15 protein-coding genes are annotated in these 16,611 nt (G+C 62.5%); 12 read left to right on the forward strand and 3 right to left on the reverse strand.

Annotation, left to right across the window (positions count from 1 at the left end; translation table 11 throughout):
• Positions 1-17 precede the first annotated feature (17 nt).
• Both NKH16_RS04795 and NKH16_RS04800 read left to right on the forward strand, forming a co-directional pair.
• Complete coding sequence (locus NKH16_RS04795; protein WP_352448216.1) at positions 18-305, forward strand: YciI family protein; 288 nt, start codon at positions 18-20, stop codon at positions 303-305.
• Positions 302-1,240, forward strand: coding sequence for a heme-dependent oxidative N-demethylase family protein (locus NKH16_RS04800; protein WP_352448217.1), 939 nt, complete (start codon positions 302-304; stop codon positions 1,238-1,240). Before NKH16_RS04795 ends, NKH16_RS04800 begins: the two co-directional genes overlap by 4 nt.
• Before the next feature lie 98 nt (positions 1,241-1,338).
• Here the strand turns inward: NKH16_RS04800 and NKH16_RS04805 are convergent, their stop codons facing one another.
• Positions 1,339-1,626, reverse strand: coding sequence for a hypothetical protein (locus NKH16_RS04805; RefSeq protein ID WP_352742058.1), 288 nt, complete (start codon positions 1,624-1,626; stop codon positions 1,339-1,341).
• A 55-nt stretch (positions 1,627-1,681) separates the two neighbouring features.
• Here NKH16_RS04805 and NKH16_RS04810 point away from each other — a divergent pair, with 55 nt between their 5' ends.
• The 7 genes from NKH16_RS04810 to NKH16_RS04840 all read left to right on the forward strand — a co-directional run bounded on the left by NKH16_RS04810 (position 1,682) and on the right by NKH16_RS04840 (position 9,924).
• Complete coding sequence (locus NKH16_RS04810; RefSeq protein WP_352742060.1) at positions 1,682-2,377, forward strand: substrate-binding domain-containing protein; 696 nt, start codon at positions 1,682-1,684, stop codon at positions 2,375-2,377.
• A gap of 446 nt (positions 2,378-2,823) precedes the next feature.
• Positions 2,824-4,269 carry a homospermidine synthase gene (locus tag NKH16_RS04815; protein WP_352742062.1) on the forward strand — a complete coding sequence of 482 codons (1,446 nt, stop codon included), beginning with the start codon at positions 2,824-2,826 and terminating at the stop codon, positions 4,267-4,269.
• Between the two features lie 187 nt (positions 4,270-4,456).
• Entirely contained in the window at positions 4,457-4,831 is a 375-nt protein-coding gene (gene omp10 / locus NKH16_RS04820) for an outer membrane lipoprotein Omp10 (protein WP_023720183.1), read from the forward strand.
• 293 nt (positions 4,832-5,124) lie between these two features.
• Positions 5,125-7,152 (forward strand): 5'-nucleotidase C-terminal domain-containing protein, encoded by a 2,028-nt coding sequence (locus NKH16_RS04825; protein WP_352742064.1) that lies wholly within the window; start codon positions 5,125-5,127, stop codon positions 7,150-7,152.
• Between the two features lie 150 nt (positions 7,153-7,302).
• Positions 7,303-8,367 carry a ferrochelatase gene (hemH, locus tag NKH16_RS04830; protein ID WP_352448222.1) on the forward strand — a complete coding sequence of 355 codons (1,065 nt, stop codon included), beginning with the start codon at positions 7,303-7,305 and terminating at the stop codon, positions 8,365-8,367.
• Between the two features lie 131 nt (positions 8,368-8,498).
• Complete coding sequence (locus tag NKH16_RS04835; RefSeq protein WP_352448223.1) at positions 8,499-9,449, forward strand: SPFH domain-containing protein; 951 nt, start codon at positions 8,499-8,501, stop codon at positions 9,447-9,449.
• 10 nt (positions 9,450-9,459) lie between these two features.
• Positions 9,460-9,924 (forward strand): NfeD family protein, encoded by a 465-nt coding sequence (locus NKH16_RS04840; protein WP_023675390.1) that lies wholly within the window; start codon positions 9,460-9,462, stop codon positions 9,922-9,924.
• A 7-nt stretch (positions 9,925-9,931) separates the two neighbouring features.
• On the opposite strand, the gene NKH16_RS04845 is transcribed toward NKH16_RS04840, so the two are convergent.
• Positions 9,932-10,933 carry a KpsF/GutQ family sugar-phosphate isomerase gene (locus NKH16_RS04845; RefSeq protein ID WP_023675389.1) on the reverse strand — a complete coding sequence of 334 codons (1,002 nt, stop codon included), beginning with the start codon at positions 10,931-10,933 and terminating at the stop codon, positions 9,932-9,934.
• A 177-nt stretch (positions 10,934-11,110) separates the two neighbouring features.
• On the opposite strand from NKH16_RS04845, the gene NKH16_RS04850 reads away from it, so the two are divergent.
• Positions 11,111-12,850, forward strand: a complete 1,740-nt coding sequence (locus tag NKH16_RS04850; protein ID WP_502894798.1) for an outer membrane beta-barrel protein — start codon at positions 11,111-11,113, stop codon at positions 12,848-12,850.
• 132 nt (positions 12,851-12,982) lie between these two features.
• Here NKH16_RS04850 and galU read toward each other — a convergent pair whose 3' ends face one another.
• A complete protein-coding gene (gene galU / locus NKH16_RS04855) occupies positions 12,983-13,888 on the reverse strand; it encodes a UTP--glucose-1-phosphate uridylyltransferase GalU (protein ID WP_352742067.1) in 906 nt (301 codons plus the stop codon).
• 207 nt (positions 13,889-14,095) lie between these two features.
• Here galU and NKH16_RS04860 point away from each other — a divergent pair, with 207 nt between their 5' ends.
• Positions 14,096-15,322 carry a lytic murein transglycosylase gene (locus NKH16_RS04860; protein WP_352742068.1) on the forward strand — a complete coding sequence of 409 codons (1,227 nt, stop codon included), beginning with the start codon at positions 14,096-14,098 and terminating at the stop codon, positions 15,320-15,322.
• Positions 15,323-15,348: 26 nt separating this feature from the next.
• Positions 15,349-16,593: an SGNH/GDSL hydrolase family protein gene (locus NKH16_RS04865; protein ID WP_352898529.1), complete on the forward strand. Its 1,245-nt coding sequence runs from the start codon at positions 15,349-15,351 to the stop codon at positions 16,591-16,593.
• The last annotated feature ends 18 nt before the right edge of the window (positions 16,594-16,611 follow it).

Below are 16,611 nucleotides of genomic sequence, written 5' to 3' on the forward strand. Positions count from 1 at the left end.
AGCATCGGGAGACAACAATGTTCGTGGTTTCGCTGAACTACAAGGTGCCGCTGACCGAGATCGACCGCTTGCAGCAAGCGCATGTCGAGTGGCTGAAGGCCTGCTATGCGCAAGGTATCTTTGTCGCCTCCGGGCCAAAGCGGCCAAGGACCGGCGGCATCATCATCGCGCGCGGTCCACGCGAGGTGCTCGATGCCAGACTGGCGGACGATCCCTTCGCCAAGGCAGGTGCCGCCGATTACGAAATCACCGAATTCACGGCGAGAATGGCCGCCGCCGCACTGGAAGCCTACAAAGAGGCATGAGTTTCCGCCCGCCGACCCACACACCCTATGACGGCTCGTCGAAACTGTTCACCATCGGGCTGAAGCCGCTCAATCTCGATAGCTGGATCGAGGTCGACGAATATCTGCTGCCCTACCTTGCCGAGAAACGCCGGCTTTACGCGGAAATTCCCGACAAGGTCTTTGTCGAGGAGCAAGCAACGCGCGACGCCCAGCGCGAAGTGCTCGATCTGCTCGGTGCGCATCTGGCGGCGAACTTTCCGGAGACCCACAGGCGTACCGACAATGCGATCGAGGTGATCGACGGCACCGACAATCTCGAGGGCTCGGGCACCCCAGCTTCTTTCAGCGATGCGCCGCTTATCGCCGCCTCGCTGCTCGTCCAGGAGGATTTGATCCTGATGCGCCGCGACGACAGCGGCTGGCGTCTGGCCGCCGGCTCGCTCTGCTTCCCCTCGTCATGGTCGCTGATCGAAAAATTCGGCAAGCCGCTGCAGCAGATCCACGCACCGGTACCGGGTTTCGGTCCAGGCACACGCCCGGCCGAGCTCATCAACCGCATGTTCGACGGACTCCAGGGCCAAGCCGTCGAGCGCTACAACTGGTCGATCCAGGCGGGCGACGCACTCTACCACCCGCTCTCCAACCTCGAACGCATCGACCGCGCCAGCAGTCGCCCGTCGAGATTCCCGGATGGCGACATCGACGCCCATGCCTTTATCCGCGTCGAGCGGCAAACGCTGAGAAAGCTCCCCGTTTCGGGCGACGTACTCTTCACCATCCGCATCCATCTCGACCCGCTCGCCGTGCTGGAACGCCACCCCGACCGCGCGGCGCTCGCGGCGTCCTTGGCCGAACAACTTCTGGCGCTGGACGAGGCACAGCTCGACTACAAGGGGATGACCGCCGACCGTAACCGGCTGGTCGCGTGGCTCAGGGCGCTGGCGCTGTCCTAGAGCAGTTCATCGTCTCACGGAAACGCCGAACCGCTCTATCTCTTTGTTTCTGCGCAATCCCGGACGGAAAACCGTTTCACACCTTTCCTGGAATTGCCCTAAATCGCAGCCAGGCCCAGCAGCAGGATCGCGGACATCGCGGTAAAGACGGTGACGTTGACATCCCACCGCCAGCCCGCCGGTCCAAACGGCGGCCGGAACGGCGGATAGCCGTTCTCGTCATACAGCACGCCGCCATAGATCGGCCGCGAGAGCATGGCCGCGAAGAATGCTCCATACATAGCCGCGGCCAATCCCCCGGCGAGATCGAGCCGCTCGGCTTCGAGTTGTCCCTCGATCCAGATAAGTCCGAGCGCAATCAGCGCCACACCGGTGTAGCTCAGCACCTGCCAGACGACATGAAACCGGGCGTGTGGGGTCCACAACGGATTGGTGGCATGTGTGGCGTTGAAGATCCTTGGTCACAGCGCCGATATTGGTCTCATAATTTCGGTCCAGAGACGGCGTCTGCCCTTCGTCATTCTCGAAAGCGACGCGGGTCCCGACATCAATTCGATAAAGATCGACGGCTGGAGCGGCGCGGTAGCTGCCGTCCGGCATTTGACCGGGCTGGGGCACCGGCATTTTGCCATCCTTTCGGCGCGACGGACTCCCGGCCCACCGATTGTCCACATGCCCGGACAGGCAACGCGCCCGCTTCTGGCCGGCTTCCCGCTCGACGATGAAAGGCTCGACGGTTTCAAACAGGGTTTGGCGGAGGCGAATTTGTCGATCGACGATGTCCCGATCCTCGAGACGATCCCAGGCGAGCCATCTGCCGGAGCAGTGGTGTTCGACAGGGCGCCTGAAGCAACCGCGATCCTGACCATGTCGGATTGGCAGGCGATCACAATACTGGACGAGGCGGTTCGCCGCGGCATCGGCGTGCCGGGCCACGTATCGGTCGTTGGCTTCGATGGCACTGCTGAATCCGCACGCACCACGCCTCCGATGACCACTGTGGCGCAAGACGTGATCGGAAAAGGCAGGCTTGCCGCCCGAATGGTTATTGACAATGAAGCCCCCCGCCAGGTCGTTCTGCCGGTAGAACTGGTGGTTCGAGCCTCCACAGCCGGGCCGAGGGCAAAAATCCGCTGAAACGCGCGGATGCGCCATCCGCATCGGGGCGGCGCTGGCAGCGTCTTTTCGCTGAGCAGCGTCTGGCACTGAACGGGGCACACCTTGACTATAAGGGCCTGACAGCCGACCGTGACTGTCGGCGGAAGACAACTGTAACTTGTGGCTTGGGGGCACAATGATCCAGCATCTTGGCAGGCCGGTCACGTTCATGGCCGCGATCCTGGTACTGTCGATAGCAGCTGAGGCGGAGCCGAGGCCTGCGCCGACGATCTGCTGGAACTGCCGGTCTCCGAGGCACATGACCTCTTCAAGCCTGCATTCGCAAGACTGGTCGAGCCGTAGCCGGGATGGCGCGGCGTGAGGCCGGCCGTCCGCTTTTCGCTTTATTGTGACAATGATCTATGGTTTGTCGCGCCGCGGCCAAGCCGCTGTTCCGAAGCGTTTTTTGAGGGAGTAATCGATAAATGGCGAATGAAAACTGGCCCGTTTACGGTGAGATCACCGGCCCTGTAGTGATGATCGGCTTCGGCTCGATCGGACGGGGAACGCTGCCGCTGATCGAGCGCCATTTCAAATTCGACAAGTCGCGCATGACGGTCATCGACCCGCGCGACACCGACCGCAAATTGCTCGACGAGCGCGGCATCACCTTCATGCAGGATGCGGTGACCAAAAACAACTACAAGAAGCTGCTGACACCGCTTTTGACCAATGGCGGCGGCCAGGGCTTTTGCGTCAACCTGTCGGTCGACACTTCCTCGCTTGAGCTGATGAAGCTCTGCCGCAAGCTTGGCGTCCTCTATATCGACACGGTGGTCGAACCCTGGCTCGGCTTTTATTTCGACGAGAAGGCCGACAACGCCTCACGCACCAACTATGCGCTGCGCGAGACCGTACGTACTGAAATCGCGAAGAACCCGGGCGGCACCACTGCGATCTCGTGCTGCGGCGCCAATCCCGGCATGGTCTCATGGTTCGTCAAGCAGGCACTGGTCAACCTCGCCACAGATCTTGGCCTCGACTTCTCGGAACCCGCGCAGCACGATCGCGAAGGCTGGGCCAGGCTGATGAAGAAGGCCGGCGTCAAGGGCATCCATATCGCCGAGCGCGACACCCAGCGCACCAAGAAGCCCAAGCCGATGAACGTGTTCTGGAACACCTGGTCGGTCGAAGGCTTCATTTCGGAAGGGCTGCAGCCGGCCGAGCTCGGCTGGGGCACGCATGAGGCGTGGATGCCGAAGAACGCCAAAAGCCACAAGAACGGTTCGAAGGCCGCGATCTATCTGGAGCAGCCCGGCGCCAATACACGCGTGCGCACATGGTGTCCGACGCCCGGCCCGCAATACGGTTTCCTGGTGACACACAACGAAGCGATCTCGATCGCCGATTTTTTCACCTTGCGCGGCAAGAAGGGCAAGGTGCAATACCGGCCGACCTGCCATTACGCCTATCATCCCTGCAACGACGCAGTGCTGTCGCTGCACGAGATGTTCGGTGTCGCCGGCAAGGCTCAGCCCGTGCATCACGTGCTCGACGAAAATGAACTGGTCGATGGCGTCGACGAACTCGGCGTGCTGCTCTACGGCCACGCCAAGAACGCCTACTGGTACGGCTCGCAGCTGTCGCTGGCCGAGGCGCGCAAGCTGGCGCCCTATCAGAACGCCACCGGCATGCAGGTCACGTCGGCGGTGCTGGCCGGCATGGTCTGGGCGCTGGAAAATCCCGAGGCCGGCATCGTCGAGGCCGACGAGATGGATTACAAGCGCTGCCTCGACGTGCAGGGCCCCTATCTCGGGCCGGTCAGGAGCTATTATACCGACTGGACACCGCTCGACAATCGGCCTGGTCTGTTTCCCGAGGATCTCGATACCAAAGACCCGTGGCAATTCCGCAACATCCTCGTTCGATAGCAGCGTTGCCTCGACACTCGGCCAGCTTGCAATCGCCCGGAAATCGGGCGATTGAAGAGGGGCGGCCTAGAGCCACGTGCGTCCATTTGCACGCACAAAGTACGCTCTAGCACTTTGAATGTGCGCATCGTGCTTTCCGAAAATCGGATCGATTTTCGGGCCGATGCGAGAGGAGAGGATCTTGAAGATGACGATTGCGCAAAGACTGCTTTCGGCTGGCATTGCCGCGGCCGCTACGGTCGCGTTGGCGGCCTGCACGACAACCGGCCCAGGCGAGCCGCCGGTGATCACGGCCAAGGGGGTTGAAGGCTCCTGGATCGACGCGCAGGGCACGGGCTTGTCCACCTTCAAGGGCGGCAGCTTCGCGACCGTCGCAACCGACACCGGCCAGAAGCTTGCCGATGGCAGCTACACCATGACCGGCGGCACCTCGGTCGAGATTCATGGCACTTCGCTGATCCGCCAGACGCCGATCAGCTTCAACTGCCTGATGGTCTCCACCAGCCAGCTCAATTGCACCAGCGCGAGCGGGCAGAATTTTGTGCTGACCAGGCGCACCTGAAATCCGATTCCGAATTTACTTTGCACAAGGACGGCGGTTTCAAGCCGCCGTCTTCTTGCGCCGGCAAAGCTGATGCCGATTTCCGCTTGCATCGACTGAAACGCGATGTGAACATAGCCCAAGAGGGCTGTTACATCCCAGTCAAACAAGAGCGTTAAACGCCTCTGCGCATGACCCCGAAAATCGGAGTCGATTTTCGGAAAGGATCATGCGCAAAATAAAAATTGGTACAGCGTCCTTTGCGCGTCCCAAATGACGCGCGGCGCTGTACTCAAGTTATCCGGGAGACGAGAATGAAGAAGATTGCTGCCATCGCCGCGCTGTCGGCATCGGCGCTTGGCCTGTCGGCAGGGGTATCCTTTGCCGACTACACGCTCAACATCCTGCACATTAACGACTGGCATAGCCGCATCGAGAGCAACAACAAGTACGAATCGACCTGCTCGGCCGAGGAGGAGACCAAGGGCGAATGCGTCGGCGGCGCCGGCCGCCTGGTCACCGCGATCGCGCAGGAGCGCAAGAAGCTGGAAGGCCAGAACGTGCTGCTGCTCAGCGCCGGCGACAATTTCCAGGGCTCGCTCTTCTACACGACCTACAAAGGCAAGACCGAAGGCGAATTCCTCAACCAGATGAAATTCGATGCCGAGGCTCTCGGCAACCATGAGTTCGACGATGGCGAGTCGGCGCTGGCGCCGTTTCTCGACATGATCGAGTTTCCGGTGCTCGGCGCCAATGTGAAGGCCAATGCGCAATCCAAGCTCGGCGACCGCGTCAAGCCGTCGATCGTGGTCGAGGTCGGCGGCCAGAAGATCGGCATCGTCGGCGCGGTCACCAACGACACGCCGGAGCTTGCCACCCCTGGCCCGAATATTGCCATCGAAGACGACGTCAAGTCGATCACCGCTGAGGTCGAGAAACTGAAGCGAGAGGGCGTCAACAAGATCATCGCGGTCACCCATATCGGCTACAAGCGCGAGCGCGACGTGATCGCCAAGATCCCGGGCGTCGACGTGGTGGTCGGCGGCCACAGCCATTCGCTGCTGTCCAACACCGACCCCAAGGCGGAAGGCCCATATCCGACGATGGTCGACAATCCGGACGGTTACAAAGTGCCGGTCGTGCAGGCGGCGTCCTATTCGAAATATCTCGGCGAATTCAAGGTCGTGTTCGACGACAACGGCGTCGTCAAGGAGGCAAGCGGCGATCCCATCCATCTCGACAAATCGATCACGCCCGACCCCGCCGTGCTTGCCCGCATCAAGGAACTCGGCGCGCCGATCGAGGCCTTGAAGAACAAGGAAGTCGCCGAGACCACCAAGGCGATCGACGGCAGTCGCGAAAACTGCCGCGCCCGCGAATGCGAGATGGGCAATCTGGTCTCCGACGCCGTCCTCGACCGGGTCAAGGGCCAAGGTGTCGAGATCGTCATCTCGAATGGCGGCGGCTTGCGCGCCTCCATCGACCAGGGCACCGTCACCATGGGCGAGGTTCTCACCGTCCTGCCGTTTCAGAATACTCTGGCGACCTTCCAGATCTCCGGCAAGGATTTGGTTGCCGGCCTCGAAAGCGGCCTCAGCCAGGTCGAGGACGGCGCCGGGCGCTTCCCGCAAGTTGCCGGCCTGAAATATGCGTTCGACAAATCGGCGCCGCCTAACGGACGCGTCAAATCGGTCGAGGTCATGGAAGGCGGCGCCTGGACGCCGATTAAGCCGGACAAGGATTACCTGGTCGCCACCAACAACTATGTCCGCCAGGGCGGCGACGGCTACAAGGTGTTCGCCGAGAAGGCCAAGAACGCCTATGATTACGGCCCGGGGCTGGAACAGGTCGTCGCCGACTACCTAGGCGCGCACCGGCCCTATACGCCGAAGCTCGACGGCCGCATCACCGAGATCGCCGCGACCGTAGCCCCGGCCGCAGAACCTGCCAACCCTGCCGAACCGCCAAAACCTGCCGAGGCTGCGCCGGCAAAGCCCGTTGAGCCGGCAATGCCCGAAATGCCGGCCGGCTCCGGCGACATTTCCAAGACGCCGCCGGCCGTCCCGGCTGAAACAGCGCCGGCACCCGCACCCGCCGAGCCGGCCCAGCCGGCGGCACCTGCGGCTCCGGCCACACCGGCTCCGGCGACCCCTGTTCCGGCTGAGCCGGCACCGGCCGAAAGCAGCCATGTGATCGTCGCCGGCGATACCTATTGGGATCTCGCGGTGAAGGCTTATGGCGACGGCACCAAATGGAAAATAATCTCCGATGCCAACAAAGCCTACGAGCCACGCCGCCTTCCGGTCGGCGCAACCTTGACGATCCCGGCGGCCTCGAAGTAATCCGGCCGCAGGAACGCAATGCACCCGCCCGGCAGACCGGGCGGGTGTTGCATTTCTGGAATAAGGTGCGGCCAGACGCAGCATTTGAAAACCAGCGCGGCATCGCTACTTTCGCCGCGGCACCGTTGGTTCGCGGTGTTGGAGAACCTCATGGCGCTTGCCAACCCTGCTGAAATCAAAGCCGAGAAGACTGCCGCCTCGCCGTCGGCAGGGCGCCCTCTGGTCAGGACCGGCAAGGTCGGTGTCATGCTGATCAATCTCGGCACCCCGGACGGCACCGGCTTCAAGCCGATGTGGCGCTACCTCCGGGAGTTCCTGTCCGATCCGCGCGTCATCGAGCTCAACAAGGCGATCTGGTATCCGATCCTCTACGGCGTGGTCCTCACCACCCGGCCGAAGAAATCAGGGGCCAACTATGCCAGGATATGGAACCGGGAGCGCAACGAGTCGCCGCTGCGAACCTACACCCGCGCCCAGGCCGAGAAGCTCGGGCTCGCGCTCGGCGAGCTACCCAATGTCGTCGTCGACTGGGCGATGCGCTACGGCAACCCTTCGACCGAGAGCGTGGCCGAGAGACTGGTCGAGCAAGGCTGCGACCGCATCCTGTCTTTCCCGCTCTATCCGCAATATTCGGCGACGACGACTGCGACTGCCAACGACCAGCTGTTTCGCGCCCTGATGAAGATGCGCCGCGCCCCGGCCATTCGCAGCGTGCCACCCTATTACAACGAGCCGGCCTATATCGAGGCGCTCACCCGTTCGATCGAAAAGCATCTGGCGAGCCTCGACTTCGAACCGGAAATTGTCATCGCTTCCTATCACGGCATTCCGAAACCCTATTCCGACAAGGGCGACCCCTACCACGCCCATTGCCTCGAGACGACCCGACTGCTGCGCGAAAAGCTCGGCTGGGATGAAAACAAGCTGATTACCACCTTCCAGTCGCGCTTCGGCGCGCAGGAGTGGCTGCAGCCCTACACCGACAAGACGGTCGAAAGACTAGGGCGCGAAGGCGTGAAATCGGTCGCCATCGTCAATCCAGGATTTTCCGTCGACTGCATCGAGACGCTGGACGAGATCGGCAGGGAAGCGTCCGAGACCTTCCATCATGCCGGCGGCGAAAAGTTCGCACACATCCCTTGCCTCAACGACAGTGCCGAGGGCATGGCGGTGATCGAGGCGATGGTGCGGCGCGAGCTGTCCGGCTGGGCCTGAACAGATCACCCGTCTATGCACCCGCAATCCGTGATCACCTGATTGTAACATTGCTGAAACACACTTAAGTGTTTGATGGGAATCGGTCGCGTGGAATATCCAACATGGCCGGCCTTTGAGGGGAGAGCCAAATGGGTTTCAGTGGTTTTGATATCGCGCTTCTTGTTCTTGTCGCCCTTGTCGTGCTGGTGCTTATCAAGGGCTTCCGAACAATTCCGCAAGGCTATAATTATACCGTCGAACGTTTTGGCCGTTACACCAAGACATTGAACCCAGGCCTCAACCTGATCGTGCCTTTCGTCGACCGTGTCGGCGCCAAGATGAACATGATGGAGCAGGTGCTCGACGTTCCGACGCAGGAGATCATCACCCGCGACAATGCCACCGTTGCCGTCGATGGCATCGCCTTCTATCAGGTGCTCAACGCGGCGCAGGCCGCCTACCAGGTCTCCGGCCTGCAGAATGCGATTCTCAATCTCACGATGACCAACATCCGCACCGTGATGGGCTCGATGGACCTCGACGAACTTTTGTCGAACCGCGACGCCATCAACGAGCGCCTGCTGCGCGTCGTTGACGAGGCGGCGCATCCCTGGGGCATCAAGATCACTCGTGTCGAGATCAAGGACATCAACCCGCCGGCCAATCTCGTCGAATCGATGGGCCGACAGATGATGGCCGAGCGCAATAAGCGCGCGCAGATCCTCGCCGCCGAAGGCCTCAAGCAATCGCAGATCCTGGAGGCCGAAGGGCGCAAGGAAGCCGCCTTCCGCGACGCCGAGGCGCGCGAGCGCTCGGCCGAGGCTGAAGCACGCGCCACGCAGGTGGTGTCGGAGGCGATTTCCAAAGGCGACGTGCAGGCGCTCAACTACTTCGTCGCGCTGAAATACACCGAAGCGCTGACCAAGATCGGCTCAGCGACAAATAGCAAGCTCGTGCTGATGCCGATGGAGGCCTCATCGCTGATCGGCACGCTCGGCGGTATTGGCGAAATCGCCAAGGAAGTTTTCCGAAGCGAAGGCACCGCCGGTGCCGCACGACAGGCTGCCCGCCCGCCGGTCGTTCGTCCGAGCGAAACCTGAGGCCACAGCCATGCTCGACCGCATTGTTTCCGAACTCGGCCCGTGGAGCTGGATGGTCCTCGGCTTCGTCCTGCTGGTAATGGAGGTCATCGCGCCGGGCATTTTCATGCTGTGGATCGGCATTGCCGCGCTGTTGATCGGCGTCGTCTCACTGCTCATCTGGGATGCCGGTTTCTGGACCTGGCAAGTCCAGGTCCTCGCCTTCCTCGCGCTGTCGCTGGTCTCGGCCTATGTCGGCAAGCGGCTGGTGGGCGGGCGCCATGATGAAACCGACCAGCCCCTGCTCAACCGTCGCGGCGCACAGATGGTCGGCCGGACGGCGACCCTTGCCGAGCCGATCAAGGACGGGCGCGGCCGCGTAAAGCTGGGCGACACGTTGTGGCGCGTCTCCGGCCCTGACCTGCCGGCCGGCACGCAAGTGCGCGTGACGGGCGCCGCTGATACCGACCTGGAACTGACGGTCGAGGCGGTCTAGAAGCCCGCTAGGCAGCACCGATGCGCAGCAGGTCGTGCAGATGGACGAGCCCGATCGGCCGCCTGCCTTCGACCACCATCAGGCTGGTGATAGCCGAGTCGTTGATCGTCTGCAGCGCCGTCGCAACAAGCGTGTCGGGCGCGGCCATTTTCGGCTCTCTGGTCATCACCTGATCGACGCTCATTGCCAGGAGATCGCTGCCGATATGGCGCCTGATGTCGCCATCGGTGATGATGCCGATCAGCTTGCCGTCCGCGGCAGTCACGGCCACGCAGCCAAACCCCTTGCGCGACAATTCGAGGATTGCCTCGCGCATGCCGGTACCTGACGATACCAGCGGCAGCCTGTCGCCGACATGCATGATCTCGCGGATCTGCGTCAGGTTGGCTCCGAGCTGGCCGCCGGGATGGAACGTGCGGAAATGGTCCGGGGTGAAGCCGCGTGCCTCGAGCAGCGCTATGGCCAGCGCATCGCCCATCACCATTTGCAGCAGCGTCGAGGTCGTCGGCGCAAGCCCGTGCGGACAGGCTTCCGGTGCTCGCGGCAGCAGAAGCACCACGTCGGCCGCGCGCGCCAGCGCCGATTTTTCGCCCGCGGTGACCGCGACCAGCGGGATCGAGAAGCGCCTCGAATAGGCGATGATGCCCTTGAGCTCGAGGCTTTCCCCCGACCACGACAGCGCGATGATGGCGTCGTTCCTGGCGATCATGCCGAGGTCGCCGTGATTGGCTTCGGCAGGGTGAACGAAGAAGGCCGGCGTGCCGGTCGAGGCGAGCGTTGCGGCGATCTTCGAGCCGATATGGCCGCTTTTGCCGACCCCGGTGACGATGACGCGGCCATCGATCTGCGACACCATGCCGACGGCTCGTGCGAACGGCTCGGCCAGCCCGTTTTCGAGAGCGTCTGCCAGTGCCGCGACGCCGGCCTGCTCCGTCGCCACGGTTCTCAGCGCCGAGGCAATCGCGGCCTGCCCGTCATGCCGCTTCCTGTCTGGGGATTTCACGTCCATGGACGATGCGATTAGCGCTTCGGCGCGCGCCTGTCCAACGGAATTGCCGTCCCGAACCTCCTGACGGGCCATGCCTCAACGCTCCGTTAACCATCCCCATTTACGGTTTCGTAAGTATGGCGCGCGTGCGCCGCGCAAGCAGTGGTGCCGATGTCCGGGTTTCAGCCTCAAAACAAAATGGGACGAAAGGGCAAGGCGGTCTGCGCTTTGCTGCTGGCAACCAGTGTCTTTGCGTTGTCGCGGCCGGCACTGCTTTGCGCCCAGGAAACCGAGCTGCGCGGCGAGGTTTCGGAATCGACAATCCTGGACGACCAGCAGTACAAGATCAGGCAATCGAGCATAGCCGGAACCCAAGCCGCGCAGGCTGCTGCAACCGCCAACGACAATACGCCGCTGCCTACCTATCGCCCGGCCAGCCAAGGGGCGTTGCCTGACGACGGCACGGGCGAGGCGGCCACAACCGGCGGCACTTTCGATCAACCAGCGGCCAGCGGCGACCCATTTCCCGACAACCCTGCTCCGCCCCCCCGACGGCGGCCAAGCGCGACGCAACGCGCCGCCAATGCGGCCAACGCCGAAGACGAGACCGCTGACAGCCAGAAGCGCAAGAGAACCGCGACTGCAGCCGCGGCGGCGACCGATGACACCGATACCGCCGCCATAGACGAGCAGGATACGGTCAACCGCCGTGCCGTCACCATCGATTCCGCCGAGAGGCTCAAGCTCGACCCCGGCGCCGAGCGCACCGAAGCCATCGAAGGCCAGGACAAGAAGAACGAGGACGACCCGTTCGCCGCCACCGGCATCAAGCTCGGCTCCTTCGTGATCCGGCCGACGCTCGAGCAAGGCCTGACGTCTTCGACAAACGCCGATTCGAGCAGCCTCGGCAAGCCGGCCTTGCTGTCGGAAACGACGCTGCGCTTCAACGCCGTCTCCGACTGGCGGGAGAATTCGGCGACGGTTGAGGGCTATGGCATCTTCCGCGAAACCTTGTCCGGCTATGACATTCACGAGGCGCAAGGCCGCGTCGACGGCACACTCAACATCGATCTCGACAATGATCTGCGCGCCATCGCCAAGCTGGGCTATGAGGCCTTGCCCGAATCGGCCTCGGCGCCGGACGCGGTCGTCGGCGCCGTTGGCCAGCCGGTGCGCCAGACCGTGAACGGCAGTCTCGCCGTCGAGAAGGATGCCGGCAAGATGCGCTTCGCGCTGACCGGCGCGGTCGAGCACGACATCTTTGGCGACGCCAAGCTTTCGTCGGGCGGATCGCTGTCGCAGAAGGGCCGCGACTCGACGCTCTACACGGCCATTTTGCGTACCGGTTACGAGATCTCGCCTGCCATCACCCCGTTCACCGAAATCGAGATCGGCCGGCGCGCTTATGATTTGCGCGTCGATCCAAACGGCTTCCAGCGCTCCTCGACCAGGCTTGGCGCACGGGCCGGCGTCGAGCTCGATCTCCGCGAGAAGCTTACCGGCGAGTTCTCGGTCGGCTGGCTGCGCGAAGCTATCGACGACGATGCCCTGCCGGCTATTTCGGGCGCGACGGTCAATGCCGATCTCAAATGGTCGCCGGAACGCGGCACCACGATCGGGCTCACCGCACAGACGACCGCCGAGAACACGACGAATGCGGGCGAAAGCGGCGACATGCTCTATTCCGGCAGCCTCACCGGCGAGCGGCAGATCCGCGCCAACCTGACCGGAAATGCCGCTCTCGGCCTTGAATGGCGCGACTATACCGGCTCCGACGATCATGATTTGACGCTGAGCGCCGAGGCTGGGCTGACGTGGTGGCTGAACCGCTACACCGGGCTCACCACCCGCGCCAGGACTGAAAAACTGACCAGCAACCTGGTTGGGCGCGACTACACGGCCAACAGTATCTTCGTCGGCTTGAAGTTGCAGCGCTAAATGCATGTCGCGCAAAAGTTTGCAGCGGTTTTGCGATAACGACTTGCGTAAAACAAGAACCTAAAGCGCGTCGCATGAGGCCGGTCGAACGCGGCGCGCTTTAGCCGATCAGCGCGGCAACCGGTGTTGAAACTACAAGGCTACGCCGCGGCGTTCTGACGGCGCGAGTTCGTCGAGAAGCGTGCGAATGACACCGGCCATGCTGGCATTCATGTCTCTGCGCCACAGTGCGAAGGCAACGTTGGCCTCGACGAAGCCTTCGGGCGAGCCGCAGTCGAACGTTCGCCCGCGGTAGTGGTAGCCGTAGAAGGGCTGTTGCTTCTGCAGCTTCAGCATTGCATCGGTGAGCTGGATCTCGTTGCCGGCGCCTTTTTCCTGACCTTCGAGTATCTTGAATATCTCCGGCTGCAGGATATAGCGCCCGTTGATGTAGAGGTTCGACGGCGCCGTGCCGGTCTTCGGCTTTTCCACCATGCCGGAGATGCGGAAACCGTGATGCGCGGCCTCGCCGCGGCCGACAATGCCGTATTTGTGCGCCTCGGCCGGATCGCATTCCTGCACGGCGACGATGTTGTTGCCGGTCTCGGCGTAAAGCTCGACCATGTCCTTCATGCAGCTTTTTTCCGACTGCATGATCATGTCGGGCAACAGCAGCGCAAAGGGCTCGTCGCCGACGAGCTCGCGCGCGCACCAGACGGCGTGACCAAGGCCGAGCGGTACCTGCTGGCGGGTGAAGCTGGTCTGCCCCGGCGCCGGCTGCAGCCGCTGCAGGCGGGCGAGCTGGTCGTCCTTGCCGCGCTGCGCAAGCGTGTCGTAGAGCTCGAATTGGACATCGAAGTGATCCTCGATGACCGTCTTGTTGCGGCCGGTCACAAAGATGAAATGCTCGATCCCGGCTTCGCGCGCCTCATCGACCACATACTGGATGACCGGCCTGTCGACGACCGTCAGCATTTCCTTGGGAATGGCCTTGGTGGCGGGGAGAAAGCGCGTGCCGAGACCGGCAACCGGGAACACTGCCTTGCGAACTCTCTTCATGTGCCAATTATCCATTTGCATGCCTGTTCGGCAATCCCGATTCGAGACATTTTCATGCCGAAATCGAGGATTACTGAACGGCGGGTCAGAAATCTCAGCTGGTAAAGCATTGACGCATCTTTTCACCCCGGACGGCACCTATGGTAAACCAAATGCTAACCGGGTTCGGCGATGAATAGTCTTCCTGAGATGAAGAAGGAGGAAAAGATGTCCGTTCGCAACGCCGCAAGGCGCTTCACCAGCGTCCTGACGGCCGCCAGCCTCTCGCTTGCCTTGCTCATGCCCAGCGGGTCGGCTTTTGCCGATGCCGGCTTCCGCCAATGGGTCGCCAGCTTCCGTGCTACCGCCGTGGCGAGCGGCGTTTCCGGCTCCGTCTACGACCAGGCATTCAAGGGCATCAACGATGCTGACCCGGTGGTGCTGGAAAAGGCCCGTACTCAACCCGAATTCACCGCACCCGCTTGGGATTATTTCGACAACCGCGTCCATGACCAGTCGGTCGCCGTCGGCCAGCAGATGGCAAGGAAATGGAAGCCTTGGCTGGACAGGATCGAGGCAAGATACGGCGTCGACCGCTACATCCTGCTGGCCATCTGGTCTATGGAATCTAATTACGGCGAAACCCTCAAGCGCGATGATATCATGCGCAATGTGGTGCGTTCGCTGGCGACGCTTGGTTATGCCGACCCGAAGCGAGCGAAATTTGCCCGCACCCAACTGATCGCGGCGCTGAAGATCCTGCAGACCGGCGACATCGACGAAAGCCATCTCAGCGGCTCATGGGCCGGCGCGATGGGCCATACCCAGTTCATCCCCACCAGCTACCAGTCCTATGCGGTCGATATGGACGGCAACGGCAAGCGCGACATCTGGAATTCGATTCCCGACGCTCTGGCGACAGCCGCCAATTTGCTGAGGAAGAACGGCTGGCAGGCAGGCAAGACCTGGGGTTATGAGGTCAGCCTTCCGGACGGCAAGAAGCTGCCCGGAGGCTCGAAGTCGCTGTCGCAATGGCAGGCGCTGGGCGTCACCCGTGCCAACGGCAAGCCGTTCAAGAACGGTGCGGACAAGGCGACTTTGAAGCTGCCCGGCGGCCGCGGCGGGCCAGCCTTCCTGATGATCAAGAATTTCTCCGTCATCAAGCGTTACAACAATGCCGACAAATATGCGCTCGCCGTGGGCCTTCTTGCCGACGAAATCGCCGGCTATGGCGGGCTTGTGCAGGACTGGAAGCGCCCGTTTACCAAGCTCTCCTTCGAGGAAAGGCAGGAGCTTCAGAAGCGACTTTCCGAGCACGGCTATTACGACGGCAAGTTCGACGGCAAGATCGGTGACGGATCGAAAACCGCCATCATGGCCTTCCAGGCAAAGGCTGGCTTGACCCAGGACGGGTATCCGAGCAAGGAAGTGCTCAAATGGCTCAGGCAGAACTAGAGCCGGTTGCGGGATGGAGAGGGTGATTGGTTTCGGCTGCGCGCATCCGGTTAATCGTTCGTCGCGTGCCGATCCTGGTTCTGGCGATCGCCGTTCTGGCAGTCGGCGCAGCCAGTGCCTTTCATACCTCGGCCATGGCGCAGGAGCCGGAAAGTCGTGGCTGGTCGCTGCGCGACCTGTTGTTTCCGCGCAGAAGCGAGCGGTTTGAGCAGCCGCCGCCCGAATTCCAGAGAGAATTCCAGAGAACAAAGCCCAGGCCCAAGCTGAGAAAGCCCCGGTCAGTTCGCCGGCCGCCGCCGGCCGAGCCGACAACCCCGGTGGCCGAGAAGGCGCCGGATGCACGCGTCGTTCTGGTGGTCGGCGATTTCATGGCGTCTGGGCTGGCTGAGGGGCTCGACGCCGCCTTTGCCGAGAACACCGGCGTCAGGATCGTCGTCCGTGCCAACGGATCGTCCGGCTTCGTGCGTGACGATGTCTACAACTGGCCAGGCCAGGTCAAGTCGCTGATCGCCGCCGAAAAACCGGCAGCCGTTGTCGTCATGCTCGGATCCAACGACCGGCAGCAGATGCGCGTCGGCGATGTGCGCGAGCAGCCGCGATCCGAAAACTGGACCAAGGAATACGAGCGCCGGACCGAAGCGTTCGGCAAGGCCATCGCAGCAACCAAGGTGCCGTATCTGTGGGTTGGCATGCCGGCCTTCCGGGTCTCGAAAATGACCTCCGACATGCTGGCCTTCAACGACATCTTCCGCTCGTCCGCCGAAAGCCACGGCGGCGAATTCGTCGACGTCTGGGACGGGTTCGTCGACGAGAACGGCGCCTTCATCACCAGCGGACCGGACATCAACGGCCAATCGGTGCGCCTGCGCTCCGACGACGGCATCAACATGTCGAAGGCCGGCAAGCGCAAGCTCGCCTTCTATACCGAAAAGCCGCTGATGAAGATCCTTGGGCTGGCCGCGCCGGGAAGCGTGGTGACAGCGTCTGCCCCGGCCGGCGCTCCCGTCGAGGCGCCGTCACCTGCTGCCGCACCGATAGCTGTCGATCGCACCGCGCCGATGCTGCTCAGCGATCCGGCGCTGGACGGCGGCTCGGAACTTCTCGGCGCCGCCCCGCCGGCAAAAGCTGACAATTTGCCGGGCGAAAGGCTGATCGTCGAGGGCAAGGCGCCCGACGCCTCACCGGGCCGCGCCGATGACTTCTCCTGGCCGCCCAAGACACAACCTGCGACGGCGGCCGCATCCGATACGACGACGGCGATCCGCCAGTAAACAGAACCTCTTCGGAAC

Origin of the sequence: Mesorhizobium sp. M1307, from assembly GCF_040318155.1 — a bacterium.
Classification (GTDB): Bacteria; Pseudomonadota; Alphaproteobacteria; order Rhizobiales; family Rhizobiaceae; genus Mesorhizobium.